Source organism: Rhizobium sp. YJ-22, from assembly GCF_029601685.1.
Classification (GTDB): domain Bacteria; phylum Pseudomonadota; class Alphaproteobacteria; order Rhizobiales; family Rhizobiaceae; genus Metarhizobium.
Window position 1 is genome coordinate 299,915 of the sequence record NZ_JARRIR010000003.1, and the last position, 23,566, is coordinate 323,480.

At 65.4% G+C, this 23,566-nt stretch carries 22 protein-coding genes and 1 pseudogene; 6 read left to right on the forward strand and 17 right to left on the reverse strand.

Annotation, left to right across the window (positions count from 1 at the left end):
- The first annotated feature begins 6 nt into the window (after positions 1 to 6).
- Complete coding sequence (locus P7F60_RS09380; protein ID WP_277917470.1) at positions 7 to 1,437, forward strand: amidase; 1,431 nt, start codon at positions 7 to 9, stop codon at positions 1,435 to 1,437.
- A gap of 98 nt (positions 1,438 to 1,535) precedes the next feature.
- The gene (locus P7F60_RS09385; RefSeq protein ID WP_277917471.1) at positions 1,536 to 2,990 is read left to right on the forward strand and encodes a CHAD domain-containing protein; all 1,455 of its coding nucleotides are present in this window, start codon (positions 1,536 to 1,538) and stop codon (positions 2,988 to 2,990) included.
- Between the two features lie 3 nt (positions 2,991 to 2,993).
- Here the strand turns inward: P7F60_RS09385 and phnN are convergent, their stop codons facing one another.
- The 12 genes from phnN to phnG all read right to left on the reverse strand — a co-directional run bounded on the left by phnN (position 2,994) and on the right by phnG (position 12,859).
- On the reverse strand, positions 2,994 to 3,593 hold the full coding sequence (gene phnN, locus P7F60_RS09390) for a phosphonate metabolism protein/1,5-bisphosphokinase (PRPP-forming) PhnN (RefSeq protein ID WP_277917472.1): 600 nt from the start codon (positions 3,591 to 3,593) through the stop codon (positions 2,994 to 2,996).
- The gene (locus tag P7F60_RS09395) at positions 3,583 to 4,722 is read right to left on the reverse strand and encodes an alpha-D-ribose 1-methylphosphonate 5-triphosphate diphosphatase (RefSeq protein ID WP_277917473.1); all 1,140 of its coding nucleotides are present in this window, start codon (positions 4,720 to 4,722) and stop codon (positions 3,583 to 3,585) included. Before P7F60_RS09395 ends, phnN begins: the two co-directional genes overlap by 11 nt.
- Before the next feature lie 19 nt (positions 4,723 to 4,741).
- The gene (gene phnE, locus P7F60_RS09400) at positions 4,742 to 5,575 is read right to left on the reverse strand and encodes a phosphonate ABC transporter, permease protein PhnE (protein ID WP_277917474.1); all 834 of its coding nucleotides are present in this window, start codon (positions 5,573 to 5,575) and stop codon (positions 4,742 to 4,744) included.
- A gap of 173 nt (positions 5,576 to 5,748) precedes the next feature.
- A complete protein-coding gene (gene phnD, locus P7F60_RS09405) occupies positions 5,749 to 6,735 on the reverse strand; it encodes a phosphonate ABC transporter substrate-binding protein (protein WP_277917475.1) in 987 nt (328 codons plus the stop codon).
- A 25-nt stretch (positions 6,736 to 6,760) separates the two neighbouring features.
- A complete protein-coding gene (gene phnC / locus P7F60_RS09410; protein ID WP_277917476.1) occupies positions 6,761 to 7,600 on the reverse strand; it encodes a phosphonate ABC transporter ATP-binding protein in 840 nt (279 codons plus the stop codon).
- On the reverse strand, positions 7,597 to 8,298 hold the full coding sequence (locus P7F60_RS09415; protein ID WP_277917477.1) for a DapH/DapD/GlmU-related protein: 702 nt from the start codon (positions 8,296 to 8,298) through the stop codon (positions 7,597 to 7,599). Before P7F60_RS09415 ends, phnC begins: the two co-directional genes overlap by 4 nt.
- Positions 8,298 to 9,026 carry a phosphonate C-P lyase system protein PhnL gene (phnL, locus tag P7F60_RS09420; protein ID WP_277917478.1) on the reverse strand — a complete coding sequence of 243 codons (729 nt, stop codon included), beginning with the start codon at positions 9,024 to 9,026 and terminating at the stop codon, positions 8,298 to 8,300. The genes P7F60_RS09415 and phnL overlap by 1 nt, the downstream gene beginning before the upstream one ends.
- A gap of 2 nt (positions 9,027 to 9,028) precedes the next feature.
- Entirely contained in the window at positions 9,029 to 9,805 is a 777-nt protein-coding gene (phnK, locus tag P7F60_RS09425) for a phosphonate C-P lyase system protein PhnK (RefSeq protein WP_277917479.1), read from the reverse strand.
- Positions 9,802 to 10,701: an alpha-D-ribose 1-methylphosphonate 5-phosphate C-P-lyase PhnJ gene (locus P7F60_RS09430; protein ID WP_277917480.1), complete on the reverse strand. Its 900-nt coding sequence runs from the start codon at positions 10,699 to 10,701 to the stop codon at positions 9,802 to 9,804. Before P7F60_RS09430 ends, phnK begins: the two co-directional genes overlap by 4 nt.
- Positions 10,698 to 11,798 carry a carbon-phosphorus lyase complex subunit PhnI gene (locus tag P7F60_RS09435; RefSeq protein ID WP_277917481.1) on the reverse strand — a complete coding sequence of 367 codons (1,101 nt, stop codon included), beginning with the start codon at positions 11,796 to 11,798 and terminating at the stop codon, positions 10,698 to 10,700. The genes P7F60_RS09430 and P7F60_RS09435 overlap by 4 nt, the downstream gene beginning before the upstream one ends.
- Positions 11,799 to 11,801: 3 nt before the next feature.
- The gene (gene phnH / locus P7F60_RS09440; RefSeq protein WP_277917482.1) at positions 11,802 to 12,407 is read right to left on the reverse strand and encodes a phosphonate C-P lyase system protein PhnH; all 606 of its coding nucleotides are present in this window, start codon (positions 12,405 to 12,407) and stop codon (positions 11,802 to 11,804) included.
- Positions 12,407 to 12,859 (reverse strand): phosphonate C-P lyase system protein PhnG, encoded by a 453-nt coding sequence (phnG, locus tag P7F60_RS09445; RefSeq protein WP_277917483.1) that lies wholly within the window; start codon positions 12,857 to 12,859, stop codon positions 12,407 to 12,409. The genes phnH and phnG overlap by 1 nt, the downstream gene beginning before the upstream one ends.
- Before the next feature lie 102 nt (positions 12,860 to 12,961).
- Here phnG and phnF point away from each other — a divergent pair, with 102 nt between their 5' ends.
- Entirely contained in the window at positions 12,962 to 13,741 is a 780-nt protein-coding gene (phnF, locus tag P7F60_RS09450) for a phosphonate metabolism transcriptional regulator PhnF (RefSeq protein ID WP_277917484.1), read from the forward strand.
- 245 nt (positions 13,742 to 13,986) lie between these two features.
- Complete coding sequence (locus P7F60_RS09455; protein ID WP_277917485.1) at positions 13,987 to 14,466, forward strand: DUF882 domain-containing protein; 480 nt, start codon at positions 13,987 to 13,989, stop codon at positions 14,464 to 14,466.
- A 26-nt stretch (positions 14,467 to 14,492) separates the two neighbouring features.
- Here P7F60_RS09455 and P7F60_RS09460 read toward each other — a convergent pair whose 3' ends face one another.
- From P7F60_RS09460 to P7F60_RS09480, 5 genes are all read right to left on the reverse strand, one after another.
- Entirely contained in the window at positions 14,493 to 14,984 is a 492-nt protein-coding gene (locus P7F60_RS09460; RefSeq protein ID WP_277917486.1) for a GAF domain-containing protein, read from the reverse strand.
- A 79-nt stretch (positions 14,985 to 15,063) separates the two neighbouring features.
- Positions 15,064 to 15,570, reverse strand: a complete 507-nt coding sequence (locus P7F60_RS09465) for a hypothetical protein (protein WP_277917487.1) — start codon at positions 15,568 to 15,570, stop codon at positions 15,064 to 15,066.
- Between the two features lie 262 nt (positions 15,571 to 15,832).
- Positions 15,833 to 17,365, reverse strand: coding sequence for a SpoVR family protein (locus P7F60_RS09470; RefSeq protein WP_277917488.1), 1,533 nt, complete (start codon positions 17,363 to 17,365; stop codon positions 15,833 to 15,835).
- Positions 17,366 to 17,377: 12 nt separating this feature from the next.
- A complete protein-coding gene (locus P7F60_RS09475) occupies positions 17,378 to 18,700 on the reverse strand; it encodes a YeaH/YhbH family protein (protein ID WP_277917489.1) in 1,323 nt (440 codons plus the stop codon).
- 69 nt (positions 18,701 to 18,769) lie between these two features.
- Positions 18,770 to 20,719: a PrkA family serine protein kinase gene (locus P7F60_RS09480; RefSeq protein WP_277917490.1), complete on the reverse strand. Its 1,950-nt coding sequence runs from the start codon at positions 20,717 to 20,719 to the stop codon at positions 18,770 to 18,772.
- A 360-nt stretch (positions 20,720 to 21,079) separates the two neighbouring features.
- Between P7F60_RS09480 and P7F60_RS09485 the strand changes: the two genes are divergently transcribed.
- Positions 21,080 to 22,771 (forward strand): amidase, encoded by a 1,692-nt coding sequence (locus P7F60_RS09485; RefSeq protein WP_277917491.1) that lies wholly within the window; start codon positions 21,080 to 21,082, stop codon positions 22,769 to 22,771.
- Positions 22,772 to 23,184: 413 nt separating this feature from the next.
- Positions 23,185 to 23,566, forward strand: a pseudogene (locus P7F60_RS09490) (plasmid partitioning protein RepA); the annotation flags it as partial.

Sequence of the window (23,566 nt, forward strand, 5' to 3'; positions counted from 1 at the left end):
GCCGCCATGCAGTCCGTTTCTGAAGACCCTATCCATCCGCTCGACCTGCCGGCAATGGAAATCGCCGCCGGCATTCGCACCGGCCGGTTTTCCGCCGAGGCGGTCGTTTGCGAATCCCTGCGGCGGGCGAAGATCGTCGACGGCGCGCTGAACGCCTTCACCCTGCTGCGCGAGGAGGCGGCACTTGCCGCCGCGCGCGCGGCCGACCTGCGCATCGCCAGCGGCGAAGACGTGCCCCCGCTGCTCGGCGTGCCCTTCGCCGCCAAGGATCTGACGCCGACGGCCGGCGATCTCACCACGCTCGGCTCCTGGACGCGCGGCGACTGGGTGCCGCAGGAGACGGCATTGTGCATCCGCCGGCTGGAGGCGGCCGGCGCCATCCTGATCGCCAAGACCACGACGCCGGAATTCGCCCATTCCAGTTTCACCGCCAGCCCGCGCTGGGGCATCACCCGCAATCCCTGGGATGCGACGCGCACCAGCGGCGGTTCCTCCGGCGGCTCGGCGGTGGCGGTGGCGACCGGCGTCGTTCCCTTCGCGGAGGGCACGGACATGGGCGGCTCGGTGCGCATTCCCGCCGCCCTTTCCGGCGTCGTCGGGCTCAAACCCAGCCTCGGGCGCATTCCCATGACCATCCTGCCGAGCGTCTTCGACAATATCTCGCATTTCGGGCCGCTGGCGCGGACGATCGCCGACGCCACCGCTTTCATGGCCGCCACGTCAGGGCCGGACGATGCCGACATCGCCTCGCTGCCGCTCACCTTTTCGGCGGAGCGGGCCGGCGCGGGCGCGCTTGCCGGCCGGCGTTTCGCGCTCTCGCTCGATCTCGGCTATTACGGCGTCGAGGCGCCGGTTCGGACCGCGATTCTTGCGGCGGCGGACAGGTTGCGTGCCGCCGGCGCGGTGGTCGAAGAGGTCGAGATCGGCTGGACGCGGGCGGTCAATGACGGCTGGTTCGATCTCTGGTGCGTGTTCATGGCCGCCTATTTCGGCGAGACGCTGCCCGCATACCGGGAGCGGATGGACCCGATCGTCGTCGATCTCATCGAGCGCGGACAGGGCATGAGCGCCGTCGCCTACAAGAGGGTCGAATTGTTGCGCACCGCCATGTGGCGCGATCTCGCCGCCATCCTGGCCCGTTACGATGCGCTTCTCTGCCCGACCTGCGCGGTGACCGCGCCGCCGGCCGAGGCCGATGACAACGATTACGCCGCCGATCTGCCGGACGGGCGGCTGGCCGGCCTCGACATGACCTGTCCGTTCAACCTGCTGCCACAATGCCCGGCCCTGTCGGTGCCGGCGGGGCTGGCGGGGGGCATGCCGGTCGGGCTGCAGATCGTCGGCCGGCGCTTTGCCGACGAGGCGGTGCTGTCGCTCGGCGGCGCGATCGAGCGGACGCTCGGGACCGGCGGACGGGCGCCCGGCTGGCGCTGGTAAGCCGGCTGGCCGGCAAGGGCCGCCATCGCGACGATAGGCCTGTTTTCTTTCGGGAACGGTATGTTAGGCTGGAAGCGTTCACCGGCCACGGAGATGGGATGAACGCCGAAACCGAAATCAAGCTGGAGATCGCGCCTGACAGCGTCGAGGCGCTGCTGGCGCTGCCGTCGTTTTCAGCGACGCCGCAGGCGCTGGTGCGGCGCTCGATCTATTTCGACACGCCGGCGCGGGCCCTGTTTAGTGCCGGCATCGTTTTGCGCATTCGCGAGGCCGGCGGGCAGCATACGCAATCTGTGAAGGCAGCGGGGCTAGGCAAGGGACCGTTCCCCCGGCAGGAATGGGAGATGCCGGTCGCCGGCCAGCGGCCGGTGCTGGATGGTTTTGCCGCGCTGTTTGCCGAGGCCGGAGCCGACCTGCCGGAGATCGTGCCGCTGTTCGAGGTGCGCAATCACCGCCTGCTGTGGACGATCGAGGAGAACGGCGTCCGCATCGAGGCGGCGCTGGATCGCGGCCTGGTGGTCGCCGGCGAGCGGCAGGCGCCGGTCTGCGAGATCGAGTTGAAACTCGGACAGGGCGATGCGGACACCCTGTTTGCCCTGGCGCGGCAGATCGGAGGGCAGCTTCCCGTGCGCATCGGGGCGCTGTCGAAGGCCGAGCGCGGCTTTCGCCTGACGGAGGCGCAGCCGGCCTCGATCAAGGCCGAGCCGGCGGCGCTGTCGGCCGATCTCGGCGTTATCGGCGGTTTTCGCGCCATCGCCGCCAATTGTTTCCGGCAGTTCCGGCTGAACGAGGATATCCTGCTGCATCGCCGTCATGCCGATGCGCTGCATCAGGCCCGGGTCGGCCTGCGCCGACTGCGCTCGGCCTTCACCCTTTACAAGGACCGCCTGGTGAGCCCCGAGAGCCGAAGGCTCAAGGAGGAACTGCGCTGGCTGGCGGCCGCGCTCGGCGAGGTGCGCGATCTCGACGTCCTCATGCGCAAGGCGCGGCAGGACGGGTTGCGCATCAAGCTGCGCGACATCCGGGCGCAGCGATACGCGGCGCTGGCCGACCTCCTGAAATCGTCCCGCGCCCGCGCCATCGGTCTCGACCTTCAGGCCTGGCTGCATTGCGATGCCGATCTGGCCTTGGCGGAAGCGGAGGCCGAGACGGTCACCGAATTCGCCACCGCCGTGCTCGATGGCCGCCGCCGGAAATTGCGCCAGCATGGCGCATCGCTTGCCGATCTCGACGATGCCCATCGCCATGAGGCGCGCAAGGACGCCAAGAAGCTGCGCTATGCCGCCGAATTCTTCGCGCCGCTGTTTTCCGACAAGCGCAGCCAGCGCCGCCGCCGGCAGTTCACCGAGGCGATGGAAGAGTTGCAGGACCGGCTCGGCGCCCTCAACGATCTCGCCACCGGCCATGCGCTGGTCGATGCGCTCGAACTCGGCACCCATCCCGGCGTCGAAGACTTGATCGCCACCGGCGACCGCGACGAGTTGCTCCGAGCCGCCCAGAACGCCCTCGACGCCGTCATCGACGCCAAGCGGTTCTGGCGCGCCAAGGCGTAAGCCTCAGGGTTTCAGCGAAAGCGACAGAAGATGGGTGACGAAGGCATCCACGGTCGGCTGCAGCGCGCCGGAATTGTCGAGGCGCAGATAGGTGTCGGCAAGGTGGAGAACGTCGACCTCGACGCGGCGGGCGACGCGGGCCGAGGCGGCATCGGCGCCCTCGCGGCCGCGCCCGGCGATGCGGGCGGCAAGGATCTCCGGCCTCGCGGCGATCTCGACAACAGCGATGCCGCCAAAACGCCTGGCGGCATCGGCAAGCGCGGTGCGCGACAGGTTGGCGACGACGGTCTGGCCATCCGCCAGCCGGTCCCCGATGGATGCCGGCAGGCCGTAAAAAAGGCCATGCGCGCCCCAGCTCAGGCAGAAGGCGCCGCTTTCGCGTGCCGCGATGAAATCGTCCGGCGACAGGGTCGCATGGTCCTCGCAGGCCGCATCCGCCTCACGGGTGATGACGCGGCGCACGAAATGCACGCCGGCCTCGGCCTGCAGCATCCCGGCCGCCGCCTTGAGCACGGTATCCTTGCCGGCCCCGCTCGGGCCGACCACGGCTACGAACACGCCCTTTCGGCCCGGCGCCTCTTCCGGCGATGCTTCAGGCGACACGACGCCCCTCCCGCCAGACGCCGGCCACCTGCGGCGGCAGGCCATCCTTGCGGCGGATGCGGATCAGGTCAGCGCGCCGGCCGATCTCGATGCGGCCGCGATCGTCGAGACCGGCGGCCTCGGCGGGATTGGCGGTGACGAGCCGCACGGCTTCCGCCAGCGGTGCCTCGGCCTGGTCGGCCAGCAGGAAGACGGCCTGCACCAGGCTGAACGGCACGTAATCCGAGGACAGGATATCGAGCGCGCCGGCCCGCAGCAGCTCGATGGCCGAGACATTGCCCGAATGCGAGCCGCCGCGCACCACGTTCGGCGCGCCCATCAGCACCTTCAGCCCCGCCTTGCGCGACAGCACCGCCGCCTCGACAGTGGTCGGGAATTCGGCCAGCGCAATGCCGAGATCGATGCTTTCCTTGACATGGGCGGCGGTGGCATCGTCATGGGAGGCCATGGCGATGCCGGCGGCCTGGCAACGCTTAGCGATCAGCTTGCGGTTGCGGGCGGAATTGGCCTCGGATTCCGCGATGCGCCGGGCGCTGTAGGCGGCGAATTCCGCATCGGAGAGCTTCTTCTTGCCCTGGTAATAGATGCGATAGGCGTCAAGGCTGACGAACTGCCGCTGTCCCGGCGCATGGTCCATCAGCGAGGCGAGCCGTACGCGGCCATTGTCGCGAAACGTGTCGAAATGATCGATGACGTCGCCGACCGAGACCTCGCAGCGCAGATGGATGAAATGCTCGGCGCGCAGCCGGTCGGCGCCTGCGGCATCGGCGATCGTGCCGGCCATGGCGGACATGTCGGCGGCGCCAAATTCGGTATCGCCCTCCAGCCCGACGCGCAGCGCATCGAAAACAGTGGTGATGCCGGATGTAGCGACCTGCCCGTCATGGGCTTGCAGGGCGGCGTCGAGATTCCAGCGCACCTTGGGGCGCGGCTGCAGGTGGGTTTCGAGATGGTCGGTGTGCAGCTCGATGCAGCCCGGCATCAGGATGTCGCCGTTCCAGTCCTCGCCGGCGCGGGTCTTGCCTGCGCCGATATCGGCGATGCGACCGTCGCGCACCACGAGCGCTCCATGGACGACGTCGTCGGCGAGGACGATGCGGGCGTTCGAGTAAATCTGTTCCTGGGTCATGGGTCGTCAGTCTCGCCGGTCAGATCGCCAGCTTGCGCAGTTGCTGAGAAATCAGGTCCATGATCGTGACGGTCACGACCACGACGATGAGGATAGCCGCCGATTGCGGATAATAGAAAGCGCGGATGGATTCGAAGAGCACCTGGCCGATGCCGCCGGCGCCGACGACGCCGAGGACGGTCGCCGAGCGGATGTTGGATTCCAACCGGTACAGTGAAAACGACATCCACAGCGGCAGCACCTGCGGAATGACGCCGAAGATTACCTGCTGGATGCGCGAGGCGCCGGTAACGCGGATTGCCTCGACGGGCCGCGGATCGATGGCCTCCACGGCTTCCGAAAACAGCTTGGCGAGAATGCCGGTGGTGTGGACGAACAGCGCCATGACGCCGGCGAACGGCCCGAGGCCGACGGCGACCACGAAGAGCACCGCGAACACCACCTCATGGATGGCGCGGAACAGATCCATCAGCCGGCGCACGGGATGGACGATCCACCACGGCGCCATGTTGTGCGCCGAGAGGATGCCGAAGGGGATCGACAGCAGCACGGCAAGGAAGGTGCCCCACAGCGCCGTCTGGATGGTGACGATCATCTCCTCCAGATAGAAGCGCCAATCGGTGAAATCGGGGCGCAGGAAACCGGAGGCGTATTCGGCCATGTTGCCGGAGTCGGTCACCAGATAGGTGAAGCGGCTCATTTCCGCCGGCCCCCAGCTGATGGCGAGCAGCAGGGCCAGACCGGCGATCAGCGTATAGTTGCGCATACGGCCGGGCATGAGCGCGGCCTCGGCGCGCGGCGCGGCGCGATCCTTGGACTTGCCCGACAGGGCGGTTTCGCTTCCGAGTGCCATGGTTTGGGTTCCGTTGGGTGTCGTTGTATCGGGTCAGCCAAAGACGGAAAGGCGTCGCAGCGGCGAGCGTCTCCATCGTCATGCTCGGGACAGGCCCGAGGATGACGTGGCGGCTGGAGCGGCGGATTGCCGGAAGACGAGGAGAAGCGGCAAACCGCCTCTCCTGCACCGGATCAGCCGGCGGCCAGTTCGGCTTCGAACTTGGCCTTCTGGGCGTTCAGCTCTTCCAGCCTGGCCTTCTTGGCCTCTTCGGTCATGGAAGTGTCGGCCTCGATCTTGGAGATCGCCTTGGCGGTTTCCATGACGCGGATCGGCAGCAGCTGCTTGTCGGAGGAAGCACGGAACGGTGCCCATTTCAGGCCGGCCAGAACTTTCTTCTCTTCGTCGATGTTGCCGCCGGATTTCTCCGTGCCGTAGGTCAGGAAGAAATCGCGGATCTTGGTCTTTTCGGCCTCGGAGAGATCCTTGCGCCAGACGATCGGGTCGGACGGGATCAGCGGCGAGCGCCAGATTTCGCGGATGTTTTCATAGGCCTTGGGTTGGTTCTGCTGGATCAGCGCCATGTTTTCGGTGTTGTTGGCGGCGGCGTCGACCTGTTTGTTGGCAACCGCCATGGCGTTGGTTTCATGGTTGGCGTTGGTGACGTTCTTGAAGCAGGCCTTGGGGTCGATGCCCTTGGCGCCGAAGACGAAGGTCATCGGAACGAGGTAGCCGGAGGTGGAGTTCGGATCGCCGAGGCCGAAATTCAGCGAATGATCGCACTTCAGGAGGTCGTCGACGGTCTGGATCGGCGAATCCTTGGGGACGATGATCACCGACCAGTAGCCCGGCTCGCCGCCGACGGGAACGCTCTGCACGAAGACTTCGCCATCGGCGCGGTCGACGGCTTCCATGGCCGACTTGTTGCCGTACCAGGCCATTTGCACCTTCCCGAAACGCATGCCTTCGATGATGCCGGCATAATCGGAGGCGAAGAAGGGCTTAATGTCCAGGCCGGTCTTTTCGCTCATGGCTTTCAGCAGCGGTTCCCAGTTCGCCTTGAGGTTCTGCTGGGATTCGGTCGAGATGATGCCGAAGTTGATGACCTCGGCGGCAAGCGCGGTCGAGGTCATCAGGCAGGCGAGCGACAGCGCCGCAACGCTTTTCAGGATCGCGTTCATGGATTTTCTCCGGGTTTGGCTGGGGTCAGACGGTCTCTGGGACCGGCGTTTCATGCCTGTTCGCCGGCTTGAAGCCGGCAGGGGATTCGGCCGGCGCATCCGGCAGAACCAGTTCTTCCGAGGCCTCTCCGTAGAGTTCGGCCAGGAAATCGTTCGTGAGCGCCGTGGACGGCCCGTCGAAGACGATGCGGCCGTCCCGCATGGCGACCGTGCGCCGGCAATAGCGCCGCGCATATTCCACCTGGTGCAGCGACACCAGCACGGTGATGCCCTCCTGACGATTGATGTCGGAGAGCACGTCCATCACGCGGCGCGCGGCGGCCGGGTCGAGCGCCGAAATCGGCTCGTCGGCGATGAGGATTTCCGCCTCCTGCACGAGGCTGCGGGCGATGGCGGCGCGCTGCTGCTGGCCGCCCGACAGCGTCGAGGCGCGCTGGCCGGCCAGATGATCGATGCCGACGCGGGCCAGCGCCGCGCGCGCCTTGTCCTTTTCCGCCGCATTGAACAGGCCGAGCGTGCCGCGCAAAGCGGGCATGCGGCCCAGATGCCCGACCAGCACATTGGTCAGCAGCGACAGGCGGGCGACCAGATTGAACTGCTGGAAGATGACGGCGATGCGGCCGCGCCGCCGGGCGCGATTGAACCGGCCGGACTCCTGGCTGACTTCGCCCAGCACGGCGATCCTGCCCTTTTCGCCGTCGCCGGCTTCAAGGCCGGCGATGTGGCGGATGAGCGTGCTCTTGCCCGAGCCGGAGGCGCCGATCAGCGCAACCATTTCGCCGCGCCCCAGTTCCAGGCTGACATCGTCGAGCGCACGGGTCTTGCCGTATCGTTTCGAAAGGTTGAAAACGCTGATGGCGGTCATGTCTCAGGTCTCCGTTTCCGTGTGCATACGTCAGGCCGGTAACCGGGCGACGACAGTTTCGTGACGGTTCGATGAAGCCTGGACCTCTCGTAACGGTCGAGGAAGTCTTCCGCCGTCATCTGGCGAAAGTCCTCCAGCGCCGAAAACAGCCGGTCGTGCGGCCAGTCCCACCAGGCCAGCGCATCCATGCGATTGCCGATGGAGGCCTCGAAGCGCTGGCGGATGAGTTTCGCCGGCACGCCGCCGACGATGGTGTAGGGCGCCACGTCACGCGCGACGACAGCGCCGGCACCGATCACCGCGCCGTTGCCGACGGATACGCCCGGCAGGATCGTCGCCCCGTGGCCGATCCAGACATCATGGCCGATGCCCACCGCATGGCCGCGCCGCCACTCGAAGAAATCCACCTCGTCCTCGGCTCCCTCGAAATAATCGCCGGCGCGGTAGGTGAAATGATGCAGCGTCGGTCGCCAGGTCGGATGGTTGGTGGCGTTGATGCGCACGGCGGACGCAATGTTGACGAACTTGCCGATGCGGGCGCACCAGATGGCGCAATCCTGCATGACATAGGAATAGTCGCCGAGTTCCGTCTCGGAGAGGCGCGAGCGCGCCTCGATCTCGACATAGCGACCAAGCGTCGAGGCATGGACCTCGGCGGTGGCGTGGATAAGCGGGCTATGCTCGGAAAGCTTGGGCATCACGCGGCCTTTCGGGCGGAGAAGGCGGAAACGTCGATAATGCGGGTCGCCACCGCCTCGCGCACCGGAATGTCGTGGAAGATGCCGAGAATGGCGGTGCCGCCGGCCAGCTTCTCGCGGATCATCGTCACGACGATGTCGCGGTTGGCGGCATCCAGCGAGGCGGTCGGCTCGTCGAGCAGCAGCACCGGATGATCGGTGATGAAGCCGCGGGCAATGTTGACGCGCTGCTTCTCGCCGCCCGAGAAGGTGGCCGGCGGCAGCGAGAACAAGGCTGGAGGCAGGTGCAGCCGCTCCAGCATCTCCCCTGCCTTCGCTGTCGCGGCCGTGCGGTCGACGCCGCGAGCGATCAAGGGTTCGGCCACGACGTCAATCGCGCTGACGCGGGGCACGGCGCGCAGGAACTGGCTGACATAGCCGATACTGTCGCGGCGCAGGTCGAGGATGACGCGCGGATCGCCGGCGGCCAGATCCGCCATCTCGCCGCTCGCCCTGTCGCGCACCAGGATCGAGCCGCCATCGACGGCATAATTGCCGTAGACCATGCGCAGGATCGAGGATTTGCCGACACCCGAGGGGCCGCCGAGCACCACGCATTCGCCGGGGACAAGCCGGAAGGAGACATTCTCGACCACCGGAAGCTGAATGCCACCACGCAGATGCATGGTGAAGGATTTTCTGACGCCATCGACGCAGAGCAGCGGTTCGATATCGAGTGCTTTGATCATCTTCAGCTCTCCGGGATCGAGGCGACGAGCAGTTGCGTATAGGCATGGTGGGGATCGTCGAGCACGCGGTCGGTCAGTCCCTGTTCGACGATGCGGCCGCTTTTCATGACGATCATGCGCTGCGACAGCAGCCGCGCGACGGCCAGGTCATGGGTGACGATGACGACCGACAGGCCGAGATCGGCGACCAGCATGCGCAGGAGATCGAGTACACGCGCCTGCACCGACACATCGAGGCCGCCGGTCGGTTCGTCCATGAAGATCAGGCGCGGATGGGTGACGAGGTTGCGGGCGATCTGCAGGCGCTGGCGCATGCCGCCGGAAAAGGCGACCGGCTGATCGTCGATGCGGGCGACAGCGATTTCCACGCGCTCCAGCCAGTCCGTCGCCGTCTGGCGGATGTTGCCGTAGTGGCGCTCGCCCACCGCCATCAGCCGCTCGCCGACATTGGCGCCGGCCGAGACGCGCATCCTGAGGCCATCGGCCGGGTTCTGGTGGACGAAACCCCAGTCGGTGCGCATCAGGAAGCGGCGCTCGGCCTCGGTAAGATCCGCGAGATCGGGAAAGCGGCCATCGCGCATCCGGTAGCGGATTTCTCCGGCGCTGCGCTCCAGCCGGCCGGAAATGCAGTTGAGCAGCGTCGTCTTGCCGGAACCGGATTCGCCGACGATGGCGACGACTTCACCGGGGAAGACATCGAAGGAGATATCGGTGCAGCCGATGAAATGGCCGTAGCGGCGTTCGAGACCGGCGACGGAAAGGATGGGCGCGGCGCTCATTCGGCAGCCTCCTGGATGGAACTCTCCTGCGGCAGACCGGGACCGAAGTGGCCCTCGGCGCGGCGCGTTTCGCAATGATCGGTGTCGGAGCAGACGAACATGCGCCCGCCCCGGTCGTCGGTCACGACTTCATCGAGATAGACATTGGCCGCATCGCAGAGCGCACAGCGCGACGAGAATTTCTGCACCTGGAAGGGATGGTCCTCGAAATCGAGGCTGACGACATCGGTGAACGGCGGCAGCGCATAGATGCGCTTTTCACGGCCGGCCCCGAAAAGCTGGAGGGCCGGCGACCTGTGCATCTTTGGATTGTCGAATTTCGGGATCGGCGACGGGTCCATGACATAGCGGCCCTCGACCTTGACCGGATAGGCATAAGTGGTGGCGATATGGCCGTGCTGGGCGATGTCCTCGTAAAGCTTGACGTGGATCAGCCCGTATTCGGCAAGACCGTGCATGACGCGGGTCTCGGTTTCGCGCGGTTCGAGGAAACGCAAGGGTTCGGGGATCGGCACCTGATAGACGATCGTCTGGCCGGCCCGCAGCGGCGCCTCGGGAATACGGTGGCGGGTCTGGATGATGGTCGCGTCGGAGGTCTTCGTCGTCGTTGCCACATTGGCGACCTTGGCGAAGAAGGCGCGGATCGAGACGGCATTGGTGGTGTCGTCGGCGCCCTGGTCGATGACCTTCAGAACGTCGTCCGGCCCGAGGATCGAGGCGGTGACCTGCACGCCGCCAGTGCCCCAGCCATAGGGCATCGGCATTTCGCGCGAGGCGAACGGCACCTGATAGCCGGGAACGGCAATCGCCTTCAGGATGGCGCGGCGGATCATCCGCTTGGTCTGTTCGTCGAGATAGGCGAAATTATACGCCGGCAAAGTGGGAGCGGCACTCATTCTGCGGCCTCGCGGGTGGCGTGTTCGTTTGCTTCGCGGCGCAGGGTGCGCAGCAGATCCAGCTCGGCCTGGAAATCGACGTAATGCGGCAGCTTCAGATGCTCGACGAAGCCGGTCGCCTGCACGTTGTCGCAATGTTCGAGGACGAATTCCTCATCCTGCGCCGGGGCATTGCGCTGCTCACCGAACTCGTCGGCCCGCAGCGCCCGGTCGACGAGGCTGACGGCCATCGCCTTGCGTTCGCTCTGGCCGAAGACGAGGCCGTAACCGCGCGTGAAGCGCGGCTCGCCATCCGGCCCGCCGCCCTTGCCACCTTTGAATTGCGAGACCATCTGGCATTCGGTGACGCGCACGCTGCCGACGCGCACGGCAAAGCCCAGTTCCGGCACATCGATCTCGACATCGACCATGCCGATGCGGATTTCGCCGACGAAGGGATGGGTGCGGCCATAGCCGCGCTGGGTGGAATAGCCGAGCGCCAGCAGAAAACCCTCGTCGCCGCGCGCCAAGGCCTGAAGGCGCAGATCGCGCTCGACCGGATAGGCCGTGGCGCTGCGGGTGAGGTCCGCAGGCTCCGCGTCACCCAGCACATCCGGCTCGATCAACCCTTGCCCATCGAGAATATCGGTGACGCGCGGGCAGGCCGTGTTGTCCTCACGCTCTCGGCGCAGCGGCTCGGCGACCGGCACGTCGCCGGCCATGGCCGGGTCGATCAGGCGATGGGTGTAGTCGAAGGTGGGGCCGAGAAGTTGGCCGCCGGGGATGTCCTTGAAGGTGGCGGAGACGCGGCGTTCGATGCGCATGGCGTTGGTTTCCAGCGGTTTTGCGTTGCCGAAGCGGCTCAGCGTCGTGCGATAGGCGCGCAGTAGAAAGATTGCCTCGATGAGATCGCCGCGCGCCTGGCGTACCGCCATGGCTGCCAGTTCCGGATCGTAAAGCGAGCCCTCGGACATCACCCGGTCGACGGCCAGCGACAATTGCGAGGCGATCTGCTCGATACCGAGCGCCGGCACGGACCGGTCGCCACGGCGGCGATCCGCCATCAGCGCATGGGCATTTTCGATGGCCTTTTCGCCACCCTTCACCGCAACATACATGGATCAGACCTCCGTCAGTCGCGTGGTGCGCGGCAAGGCCGAAACCCGGCTGCCGCAAACGAGGAGAATATCGAGCCCCAGCGGATAGAGCGCCGCATTGGCCTGCATCGCCGCCACAAAACCCGCCGGCAGACCGCGCGGCGCGATGCGCGCCTGTGTTTCGATGCCGGGGCCGGTGAGGATCAGCTCCGCCCCGCCCTCAAGCGCCTCGACCGGCAGCAGAAGCGTCGCCGAGGCATCGGGATAGGAAGAGGTGCCGGTGGAAAAGCGCCGCCAGTCGGTCACCGCGCTTCCCCTGGCGAGCACGGCGAAAGCGGCCTGTTGCGGATCAGCCATGACCGGCGCGCCGGTCTGGAATTCGACCCAGGCGATGGCGGCCTCGGCATCCTCCACCTCGAACCAGACGGGGCTGTCGTAATCGGCAAGTGCTGCAAGGAAAGCGGCGGCGGCCGTCTCCAGCGGTGCGGGGGCCGAAACCGGCTCGGCCAGATCGACAATCGTGCCCGGCCGCGCCATCGCGTCCATCACCGAACGGAAGGCGGCCTGCGCGCCAAAAACCGGGCTTTCGAAACCGCCTTCGTAAGCGGCGCTATGGGTTGTCGCCTGCATCAGTCTTCTCCACGGACCATGGTGAAGAAATCGACGCGAGTCGCCTCCACCTCCTCCACCCGCCGGCGGCGCTCCTCGGCTTCCGCTTCCAGCGCCGGGGCAACGAAACGTGTCTCGACGGTCGCCCGCCAGTCGTCGCGCTGGGCAAGCGCATCGAGGTGGGCGACCATGCGCGCCTTTTCCATATCGCGGCCGAGCAGCACGGCATGGCCGATCTCGCCGCTTTCCAGCCGCACCGTGGCGCGGGTCACCGTCGCCTCGCCGAGATTGAAAGGCTGGCCGCCGCCGCCGATGCGACCGCGCAGCATGACCATGCCGATTTCGGGGCCGCGCACCGGCAAGGCCTGCGGCATGGTGGCGGAGAGCGCCTCATAGGCCTGCGCCAGCGGCCGGGTCGCGGCGGTCAGCAGAGCGTCGAGCACGCGTTTTCGATCGGGGATGGTTGCCTGCATAGGAACAATCTTTATTTGTCTAGTTGTCTATACATTTGATCTGATCTAGGTTTTAACACCGAGGCCATGACGGCTTGATGACAACGTTCGAAGGTTGAAGACATGAGCCCTGAAACAGACGGCATCGCGCTCTGGCGGCGCGTCGCCGACGATATTCGCAGCGCCATCCATGACGGCAGCATCACTGCCGCCCTGCCGCCGGAAACCGATCTCGCCAGCCGCTTCGGCGTCAATCGCCATACCGTGCGACGGGCGATTGCGGCGCTCGCCGCGGAGGGGCTGGTACGGGCCGAGCGCGGGCGCGGCACCTTCGTCAATGCCGCCAAGCCGCGGATCGTCTACCCCATCGGCGCGCGCACGCGCTTTTCGGAAAGCATGGTGAAACAGTCGCTGGAGCCGTCGGGCCGTCTGATCCGGGCCGAGCGCGTGACGGCCGATGCGACCATGGCCGAGCTTCTCGATTGCCGGCCGGGCGCCGCCCTGCACCGGCTGGAAAGCCTCGCCGTCGTCGAGGGCGTGCCCTTGTCGCGCTCGGTGTCGCATTTTTCGGCCGAGCGTTTTCCCGGCATCATCGATGCCTATGCCGAGACCGGCTCGATCACCGAGGCGCTGAAGCGCGAGGGCCTGTCGGATTATCGCCGCCGCCAGACGCGGCTGACCGCCGAGCGTGTCTCGATGAAGGACGCCGCCCTGCTGAGCTGCCCCTCCGACGCCATCGTCTTGATTAGCCGCGCCGTCGACGAAGATCTGGAGGGCTGCCCGGTGCAGGTCATCCGCACCAAATTCCTCGCCGACCGGATGGAACTGGTGCTGGAAAACACGACGACCCCGCAAGCCGCTGACCGGTGGCGAAATGCGGTCGCCAATGTCATGGCGAAATGATGACGCCATCAAAACAAATGGAATATTTTCCTCAGTATCCTCATTCTATATACTGAAAATGGCTATTTTTCGGCTTAGCCCTTTCGAATTAAAAGCATAATCTTTCACAAAAATGCTTTATTCGGGATGAAATTACCCTTTCGCCTGTGGCCGCCCGATGCAGCGGCGGCCTCGCCCGGAAGCGCATGGCGTGCCGTCCGCATCGACATGCCATGCCGCCGGGCATCTGCAAAAGGGGGATTGCCATGCGTCCTGTTCTTTCGATTGCCTTGACCTGCCTGCTCACCCTGTCCTTCCTCGCCACCGGCGAAGCCCGGGAGAAGCGGCGCAAGGCCAGACTGCCCACGCACAGTGTTTCGCTTGCCTATGCGACCCAGACCGTCAGCGTCCGCACCGGCTGTTTTTCACCGCGCCTGCAAAGCATTCTCGCCCATATCGGTGCGCGCACCGGCCGCCGTCCGCTAGTGACCTCGGGCCATCGGCCGCGCTCGGCGCGCAGCGGCTCGCTGCACCGCACCTGCCAGGCAGCCGATATCCGCGTGCCCGGCGTTTCCGAGCGGTCGATCATCGCCGCCGCCCTTTCGGCGCCCGGCATCGGCGGCGTCGGGCGATATTGCAACGGCATCATCCATGTCGATACCGGCGCGCGCCGTAACTGGGCCTATTGCGGCAAAGGCAAGGGCGGCTTGCTCAGCGCCCGTCGGCATGTCGCGCGGCAAGGCTGAGGCCTTTCCATCCGCGCGCTTCAGCCTCAGGGGTCGCTTGCCGCGACATAGAGCGCGGCAAGCGCCTCGAAGCCCTGCTGATCTTCATTGGTGAAGCGGCCGGGAAGCGGGCTGTCGAGATCGAGCACGCCGAAGACGGCGCCATCGCGGATCAAAGGCACCACGAGTTCCGAGCGCGAGGCGGAATCGCAGGCGATATGGCCGGGAAAGGCATGAACATCCGGCACCAGCAGGCTGCGGCCCTTAGCCACCGCGCCGCCGCACACGCCCTTGCCGACGGGAATGCGCACGCAGGCGACCTTGCCCTGGAAGGGGCCGAGCACCAGCTCACTTGGCGTCTTCAGGAAATAGAAGCCGGTCCAGTTGAGATCCGGCACGGCGTCATGGATCAGCGCCGAGAGATTGGCGGCATTGGCGATGGCGTCGCGCTCGCCCTGTAACAAGCCGCCGGCCTGGGCAAGTAGTTCGCGATAAAAGCCGGCCTTGTCACCGGCTTCGATTTTCTGGGCTACAAACATGGCCGTCCTCGATTTTTGCCGATCATAGCCGGTCGGGACCGCTGGTGAAACCGCGTTCCGCGCCATCGCTGGACATGCTTTACTTCCGCTGTAAGGCGATATTGCTGGTGACGACGGTCTTTCCGGATGCAGGGTCGCGGTCGGTGATCGTCAAGGTCAGGCCGCGCTGGCCGACGCGGTTGACGAGCAGGGTGGCGTCACGGTCGCCGTTGAGCGGCTTGGCCCAGCGGATCGCCAGCCGCAGGGCATTGCCGCGCCGGGTGCCGGAAAGCGCGGCCGGGCCGGAGCGGGCGCCGGTATAGATGCCGCTGTAGCGCGTGCCCGATACCTTGAGATCGGCACCGACGCTGCGCGAGACCAGCACCAGTCCCCGGCAACGGCCGTTCAGCGAGAGGGTGGTGGCCGAAGAGGTGGCATTGAACGTGCAGTTCACCTTGATCGTGCTCGAATTGGTGCGCAGCCGCACCGTTCCCTGCCCGCTATAGGCCCCCTGCAACCCCTTCAGAAAATCGCCCTCGCCGGCGGCATGCGAGACGCCGGGAACGGCCAGGAATATGAGCGGGATCAGGAAGGCGAATCTGGGCATTTTCGGCTCCGCGCGATGGGGTTCATCGTCATCGAACGCGGCGGCGGGAGTGAAGTTCCCTTGAAAGCGCGGCGAAGGAGCGGCGCGAGAGCCGCCTCGTGCTTGAAAAAGCGGCGCGGCATATCGCTTCTCCCTTAAGGGAAAAAAGGATTTCGACGCGGGTGTGCCACATGCCCGGCTGGCGCGCGTCCCGCGCGCTGGCGGAAGAGGCGCGCAGGCAAAATGAGCGAGAGGGCTTGGGCTGGCATCGAAGCCCCTGCCCTCACGGCACGGAGTGCTCGTAGAGCGTCGCCCCGGACGTTGCATCGACCCCGGCGAGGCTGACTTCGTAGCCCCAGAGGCGGCGGATGTGGGTCAGCGTGGCGTTGCGGTTGGCCTCTTCCAGCAACATGCCGCTCTTGATCGTGTGGCGCAGGCGGAGCTGGCGGTCGCCGAGCAGGTCGACGTCGATGACCTGGATGTCCGGGCGGTTGGCGCCGGGATCGTAGGCGCGGGCAAGGGCGGCGCGGACGTTGGCGTAGCCGCGCTCGTTGTGGATCGAGGCCACCTCCAGGAACCGGTCGGTAGCCCGGTCGGAAAGGTGGAACAGGCGCAATTTGCGCATCAGGGCCGGGCTTAGGTATTGCAGGATGAAGGATTCGTCGCGGTGGTTTTCCCAGGCGTCGATCAGCGTGCCCATCCAGTCGCCATTGCCGGCGATATCCGGAAACCAGTCGCGGTCCTCGGCGGTCGGCTTCGTGGAAATGCGCTCGATGTCCTGCATCATCGCAAAGCCCAGCGCATAGGGGTTGATGCCGGAATAGCGCGGATCGTCGAAGCCCGGCTGGAACACGACATTGGCATGGCTCGCCAACAGCTCCAGCATGGCGCCCTCGCTCATCCGGCCCTGGTCGAACAGCCGGTTGATGATCGTGTAATGCACGAAGGTGGCGCAGCCCTCGTTCATCACCTTGGTCTGGCTCTGCGGGTAGAAATACTGGGCGATGACGCGGACGATGCGCAGGATTTCCCGCTGCCACGGCTCCAGGATCAGGCTGTGCTTTTCGAGGAAATAGAGCAGGTTTTCTTCGGGAAGGTTCAGCACCTTCTTGCGCTCCAGCGCCTCGCGCTCGGCTTCCTCGATGCCGTTGCTGCCGGCCGCCGTCGGCAGGGTACGCCACAGGTCGCTATAGGTCTGCTCCTCGTATTCCAGCCGCTCGCGCGCCCGCTCCGTCACCTTTTCCGAGGACAGGCGCGGCGGGCGGCGATAATGGAAGACGCCCTGGTCCATCAGCGCATGCGCCGAATCGAGGATCTCCTCCACCGCATGCGTTCCATGCCGCTCCTCGCAGCGGGCGATGTATTTCTTGGCGAAATCCATGTAGCCGAGAATGGCGCCGGCATCCGTCCATTGCCGGAAAAGATAGTTGTTCTTGAAGAAATGATTGTGGCCGAAGGAGGCGTGCGCGGTCACCAGCGCCTGCATCGGCATGGTGTTTTCTTCCATGAGATAGGTGATGCAGGGGTTGGAATTGATCACCAGCTCATAGGCCAGCCCTCGCCTGCCCTTGCGGTAAAGCTGGCTTTCGAAGACGAAACGCTTGCCGAACGACCAGTGCTGATACATCAGCGGCATGCCGATCGAGGAATAGGCGTCGAGCATCTGCTCCGACGAGATGATCTCGATCTGGTTGGGATAGACGTCGAGACCCATCTCGCCGAGCGCGATTTCCTCGATGGCGTCATAGGCGCGCGACAGCGTCGAGAAGTTCCATTCCGATCCGCTAAACAGCAGGCTGGAGGCTGGCTTTGCCATCTCTTTGTCCCTTCACCGGCGCATCTGCACGGCCTGATGCCGGGCAAAGAGTTTGCGGAACACGGGATAGATGTCGGAGGGCCGGGCGATGCGGGTCATCTGGAAATTCGCCACCTCGCCATCCACCATGCGATAGGCCCGCCACAGCGAGGTGCCGTTGTCGGTGGTGCCGAAGATTTCGCTCTCGCGCTCGTCGATGATCTCGACATAGGCGTAATACTGGCAGAGCTTCATCAACTCGTCGCGCAGCAGCGTGGCGCAGCGCTCGGAATCGCCGGTGGCGTTGTCGCCGTCCGAGGCCTGGGCGGCATAGATGTTCCAGATATTGGAGGGATAGCGGTCGAGGATGATGCGCTGCATCTCCTCCAGCGCCGTGGAAACGATGGTGCCGCCGCTCTGCTTGCTGAAGAAGAAGGTCTCCTCGTCGACCTCGTGCGCCTCGTCGGTGTGGCGGATGAAGACGATGTCGATGCGCTGATAGCGGCGCTTGAGGAACAGGTGCAAGAGCACGAAGAAGCGCTTGGCGAGGTCCTTTTCGCGCTCGCCCATCGAGGCGGAGACATCCATAAGGCAGAACATGACAGCGCTGGCATTGGGCACCGGCTGGCGGTCGAAGCGGTTGAAGCGCACGTCGACGGGATCGACATACGCGATGCGCTTGCGCCGCCGCTCCAACAGGTCTAGCTCCTCGCGCAGACGCGCCAGCCGGCGGCGCTGCGCCTGGGTCGGCGGCCGGACCTGCTCCAGTTCGGCGATCTCGTCGGCCACTGCCTGGAATTCGGTCTCGCTCGGGCGACGGAGCGCAATGCGCCGGCCGAAACTGTTGCGCATGGTGCGGCCGATATTGATGTTGCTCGGCGTGCCCGAGGTGGTGAAGCCGACGCGATGCGGCTTGTAGGTCACGGTTTCCTTGAGGTTGAGCTTGATGAGGTCGGGAAGCTCCAGATCCTCGAAGAACAGGTCCAGCACCTCCTCGCGCGACAGCACGAACAGGAATTCGTCGTCGCTTTCGCCGCGCCCGGCGCCCTTGCCGGCGCCACCCCCGCCTCCGCCGCTTTCCTGCTTGCCGATGCGGTCGCCGGGGGAAAAGCTTTCGTTTCCGGGCAGGACGTGGTGGCGCTCGCCGCTGCCGGGCGCATGGCGGAAGCTCGGCTCGTCGGCGCCGCGTCGCGGCACCGGCACGCCATGGGCGGCGTCGACATCGGCGATCTTGTCGGATTTGACCTGATCGCGGATCGCCCGCTTTAATTCGTCATGCACACGCTTGAGGAAACGTTGCCGGTTGCCGAGGCTGCGGTCCTTCGGATTCAGCCGGCGATCGATGAAATTCGGCATGGGCCAGTCCCCGCTCCCGAGCGTTTCCGCCTGTTTCAGAGGACGGAAACGCTCTTGCTTTTCGCCTTGTCAGCCGGCCTTGTTGACCCGCATGTACCAATCGACCAATCGCCGGACCTGGCGCACGGTATAGCCGCGCGCGGTCATGCGATCGACGAATTCGGCATGCTGCTTTTCGGTCGTGCTGTCTTTCTTCGAGCCGAAGCTGATGACGGGGAGCAGGTCTTCCACCTGGCCGAACATGCGTTTCTCGATCACCTCACGCAGCTTTTCGTAGCTCGTCCAGGAGGGGTTCCTGCCGCCGTTGCGGGCGCGGGCGCGCAGCGTGAACTTGACGACCTCGTTGCGGAAGTCCTTCGGGTTGGCGATGCCGGCGGGTTTCTCGATCTGCGACAGCTCGCTGTCGAGGATCTCGCGGTTGAGGATCTGGCCGGTATCGGGATCCTTGAAATCCTGATCCTCCAGCCAGGCGTCGGCATAGGCGATATAGCGGTCGAACAGGTTCTGGCCGTATTCGCTATAGGATTCCAGATAGGCCTTCTGGATCTCGTGGCCGATGAATTCGGCATAGCGGCTGGCGATTTCCGAGCGGATGAAATCGAGGTAATTGGCCTCGACCTCCTTGGGAAACTGCTCGCGGCGGATCGCCTGTTCGAGGATGTACATCAGGTGGACGGGATCGGCCGAGACCTCCTTGGTGTCGTAGTTGAAGGTTTCCGAGAGAACCTTGAAGGCGAAACGGGTGGAAATGCCGGTCATGCCCTCGTCGACGCCGGCGGCGTCGCGATATTCCTGCAGCGACTTCGCCTTCGGGTCGGTATCCTTGAGGTTCTCGCCGTCATAGACGCGCATCTTGGTGTAGGTCGGCGAATTCTCGTGCGGCGTCAGCCGGGTGGCGACGGTGAAGCGCGACAGGTTTTCCAAGACTTCCGGGGCGCAGGGGCTGTCGGAAAGCTCGCTTTCGCGCAGCAGCTTCTCGTAGATCTGCCGTTCTTCGGTCACGCGCAGGCAATAGGGCACCTTGACCACGAGGATGCGGTCGAGGAAGGCCTCGTTGTTCTTGTTGTGCTTGAACTGCAGCCATTCGGATTCGTTGGAGTGGGCGAGCACGATGCCCTGATACGGGAAGGCACCGAAATTCTCGGTGCCGTTATAGCTGCCTTCCTGGGTGGCGGTCAGCAGCGGATGCAGCACCTTGATCGGCGCCTTGAACATTTCGACGAATTCCAGCAGCCCTTGCGTCGTGCGGTTCAGGCCACCGCTGTAGGAATAGGCGTCGGGGTCGGCCTGGCTGTAGTTTTCCAGCTGGCGGATGTCGACCTTGCCGACCAGCGTCGAGATATCCTGGTTGTTCTCGTCGCCGGGCTCGGTCTTGGCGATGCCGATCTGGCGTAGCCGCGAGGGCATCAGCTTGACGACGCTGAATTTGGAGATGTCGCCGCCGATCTCGTCTAGCCGCTTGGCGGCCCAGGGGGAGATGAGGCCGGTAAGGCGGCGCTTGGCGATGCCGTATTTGTCCTCCAGCAGGTCGCCCATGCGATCGCGGCTGAAAAGGCCGAGCGGCGATTCGAAGACCGGGCTGATCTTGCCGTCGATGGCCAGCGTGTAGATCGGCTCCTGTTCCATCAGCTTCTTCAGGCGCTCGGCCAGCGACGATTTGCCGCCGCCCACAGGCCCGAGCAGGTAAAGGATCTGCTTTCGTTCTTCCAGGCCTTGCGCGGCATAGCGGAAATAGCCGACGATTCGCTCGATCGTATCCTCCATGCCGTAGAAATCCGCAAAGGAGGGGTAAATCTTGATCGTCCGGTTGGCGAAGACTCGGCCCAGCCGCTCGTCGGCGCTGGTATCGACGAGCTTCGGCTCGCCGATGGCCGCGACCATGCGCTCCGGCGCGGTCGCATACATGCTCTTGTCGTCGCGGCACGCCAGCAGATACTCCTGCAGGCTTAGCTCTTCTTGCGCACCGCTTGCATAAGTCTTTGAGAAAAGATCGAAAACATCACTATCGCTGGTTTTCATGGAACTCTCCCGCGGACGCCGGAAGACGGAAGCGTTTCCTCGCGTCCACTTTCTCTTCAACGAAGCTCGGCTACAAATTGTTCCCTGGTCATGCCTGCGGAAAAGCCTGTTTTCCGTCCGTCGGCGCAGCTCTTGCGCTGTCCTGCGCCATGCGAACCGGAGGGGCCCAAGCCGCACCGTCATCATCCTTTCGCGCTAGGACAGTATGGGCGCGGACGCCGCGCCGGTAAAGGGGTTTGTGGTTTCATCATACCTAAGAAATCACCCGATAATTCTCATGGGCCGATCATGCGGCCCTTCTCCCGGCGCTGATTTTACGGCAAAACGCCAGGCTGAACGAACCGGAGAGGAGCCGTCCCGATGCAACTGGTGGAAACGTCGATCGCCGCGCTGCGCCAAGCGCTGGAAGAGGGCCGCGTGACGTCTCAGGCGCTTGTGGAGGGCTATCTGGCGCGAATCGCCCGTTACGACCATGACGGCATCCGGCTGAACGCCGTCGTGATCCTCGATCCGCAAGCCGTCGAGGAGGCGCGCGCCTCCGACCGGCGCCGGGCGGAGGGACGGTTGCGCGGGCCGCTCGATGGCATTCCCTACACCGCCAAGGACAGCTACAAGGCACGCGGGCTGACGGTGGCCGCGGGCTCGCCGGCCTTTGCCGATCTCGTCGCCAGCGAGGATGCCTTCGCCATCCAGCGCCTGCGCGCCGGCGGCGCGGTATTGATCGGGCTGACCAACATGCCGCCCATGGCCAATGGCGGCATGCAGCGCGGTCTCTACGGCCGCGCTGAATCCCCCTATAACGGCGACTACCTGACGGCGGCCTTCGGCTCGGGCTCCTCCAACGGCTCGGGCACGGCGACCGCCGCCAGCTTCGCCGCCTTCGGGCTCGGCGAGGAAACCTGGTCGAGCGGCCGCGCGCCCGCCGCCAATAACGGGCTGTGCGCCTATACGCCGAGCCGCGGCGTCATTTCGGTGCGCGGCAACTGGCCGCTGGTGCCGACCATGGACGTGGTCGTGCCGCATACGCGCAGCATGGCCGACATGCTGGAACTGCTCGACGTCATCGTCGCCGACGACGAGGAGACGCGCGGCGATCTCTGGCGCAGCCAGAACTGGGTGGCGATCCCGAAATCCTCCGAGATCCGCCCCGCCTCCTATCCGGCGCTGGCGGCGTCTGCCTCGCTGAAGGGCAGGCGCTTCGGCCTGCCGGCCATGTATATCAATGCCGACCCGCTGGCCGGCACCGCCGAAACCCCCGGCATCGGCGGCCCGACCGGCCGAAAGATCGAGACGCGCGCCTCGATGCTCGCCCTGATGGACGCCGCCCGCGCCGCGCTGGAGGCGGCGGGCGCCGAGGTCGTGGTCACCGATTTTCCCGTGGTCTCGAACTACGAGGGCGACCGCCCCGGCGCGCCGACGATTTTCACCCGCGGGCTCGTCAGCCCGGATTACCTGCGCCATGAAATGCTCGACCTCTGCGCCTGGTCGTGGGACGATTTCCTCGCCGCCAACGGCGATCCGACGCTGTCGCGGCTTGCCGATGTCGACGGCGCGGCCATCTTCCCCGCCCCCGAGGGCGCCCTGCCCGACCGCTACGACGGCTTCGACGACTTCCTGCCCGCCTATCCCGCCCATGCCGCCGCCCATCCCGGCCGCGCCCTCCACGATATTCCGCACCTGGAAGCCGGTTTTCGCGGGCTGGAGGAAACCCGCAAGCGCGATTTCGAGGACTGGATGGACGGTCTCGGGCTCGACGCCGTGATCTTCCCGGCGGTCGCCGATATCGGCCCGGCCGATGCCGACATCGACCCCGCCTCGGCCGATCTCGCCTGGCGCAACGGCACCTGGGTCGCCAACGGCAACCTCGCCATCCGCCATTTCGGTATCCCCACCGTCACCGTGCCGATGGGCATCATGCCCGACATCGCCATGCCCGCCGGCCTCACCTTCGCCGGCCGCGCCTATGACGACAATGCCCTGCTCTCCTACGCCACCGCCTTCGAGGCGACCGGCGGCTATCGCAAGGCGCCGCCGCGCACGCCGGAACTCTGAGCGACCGGGGATGAATTTTATGCGCAGCCGGGCGGAAATGTCCGACTGCGTTTCCGTCTGCCCCCCCTTATGAAACAGGACGGGCACCGAAAAACCCCTTCTCCGCCAGGAGAGAAGGGAATTTCCGCATCGCCCCGCCCCCACCACAATCCGGAATCGTCCCCGCCGATTCTCTCCCCGCCCATGCGCCCTATGCTTCGATGTCGCCGCAACGGTCGAAACCGCCCGGCCTCGGTCGCGGAGAAAGGAAGATGGAAGTGCCTGTTTCGATTGAATATTCTGTCGCAGGCCGTCCTCTTCTCTCCCGCCATCGCGGCGGCGCAAACGGCCGGGACTGGACGCGAATCGAGAATCGTGGCCTAAGTTGTCGGGGTAAGGCCGATAAAACGCGTGTCGGCCGACAAGAGGGATTCATGGCGACAAGGTCGAATACTAAGCCGGTCGTGGCGGCGCGGGAAGATGCCGCCGAAAAGATCGTGCGTCATGCGGGCATGCTGTCCAACCAGCTGCAGCAGCTGCGCGCGCGCATGTATCCGCCGCGCGCCGAAAAGGGCCTGCGCTATTTCCTGACCAACGAGGTCTCGAAGCTGACCTCGATCCCCGATTCCACGTTGAAACTGCTCTCCAACGAGGGCCGCGGCCCGGTGCCGAGCCGGCTGGAGAACAACCACCGCGCCTATACCCTGCCGCAGATCAACGAACTGCGCCGCTTCTTCGCCGCGCAAAAACCGTCCGAGGCCCAGCGTTTCCTGCCGCATCGCCGTCCGGGCGAGCATCTGCAGGTGTTGGCGATTT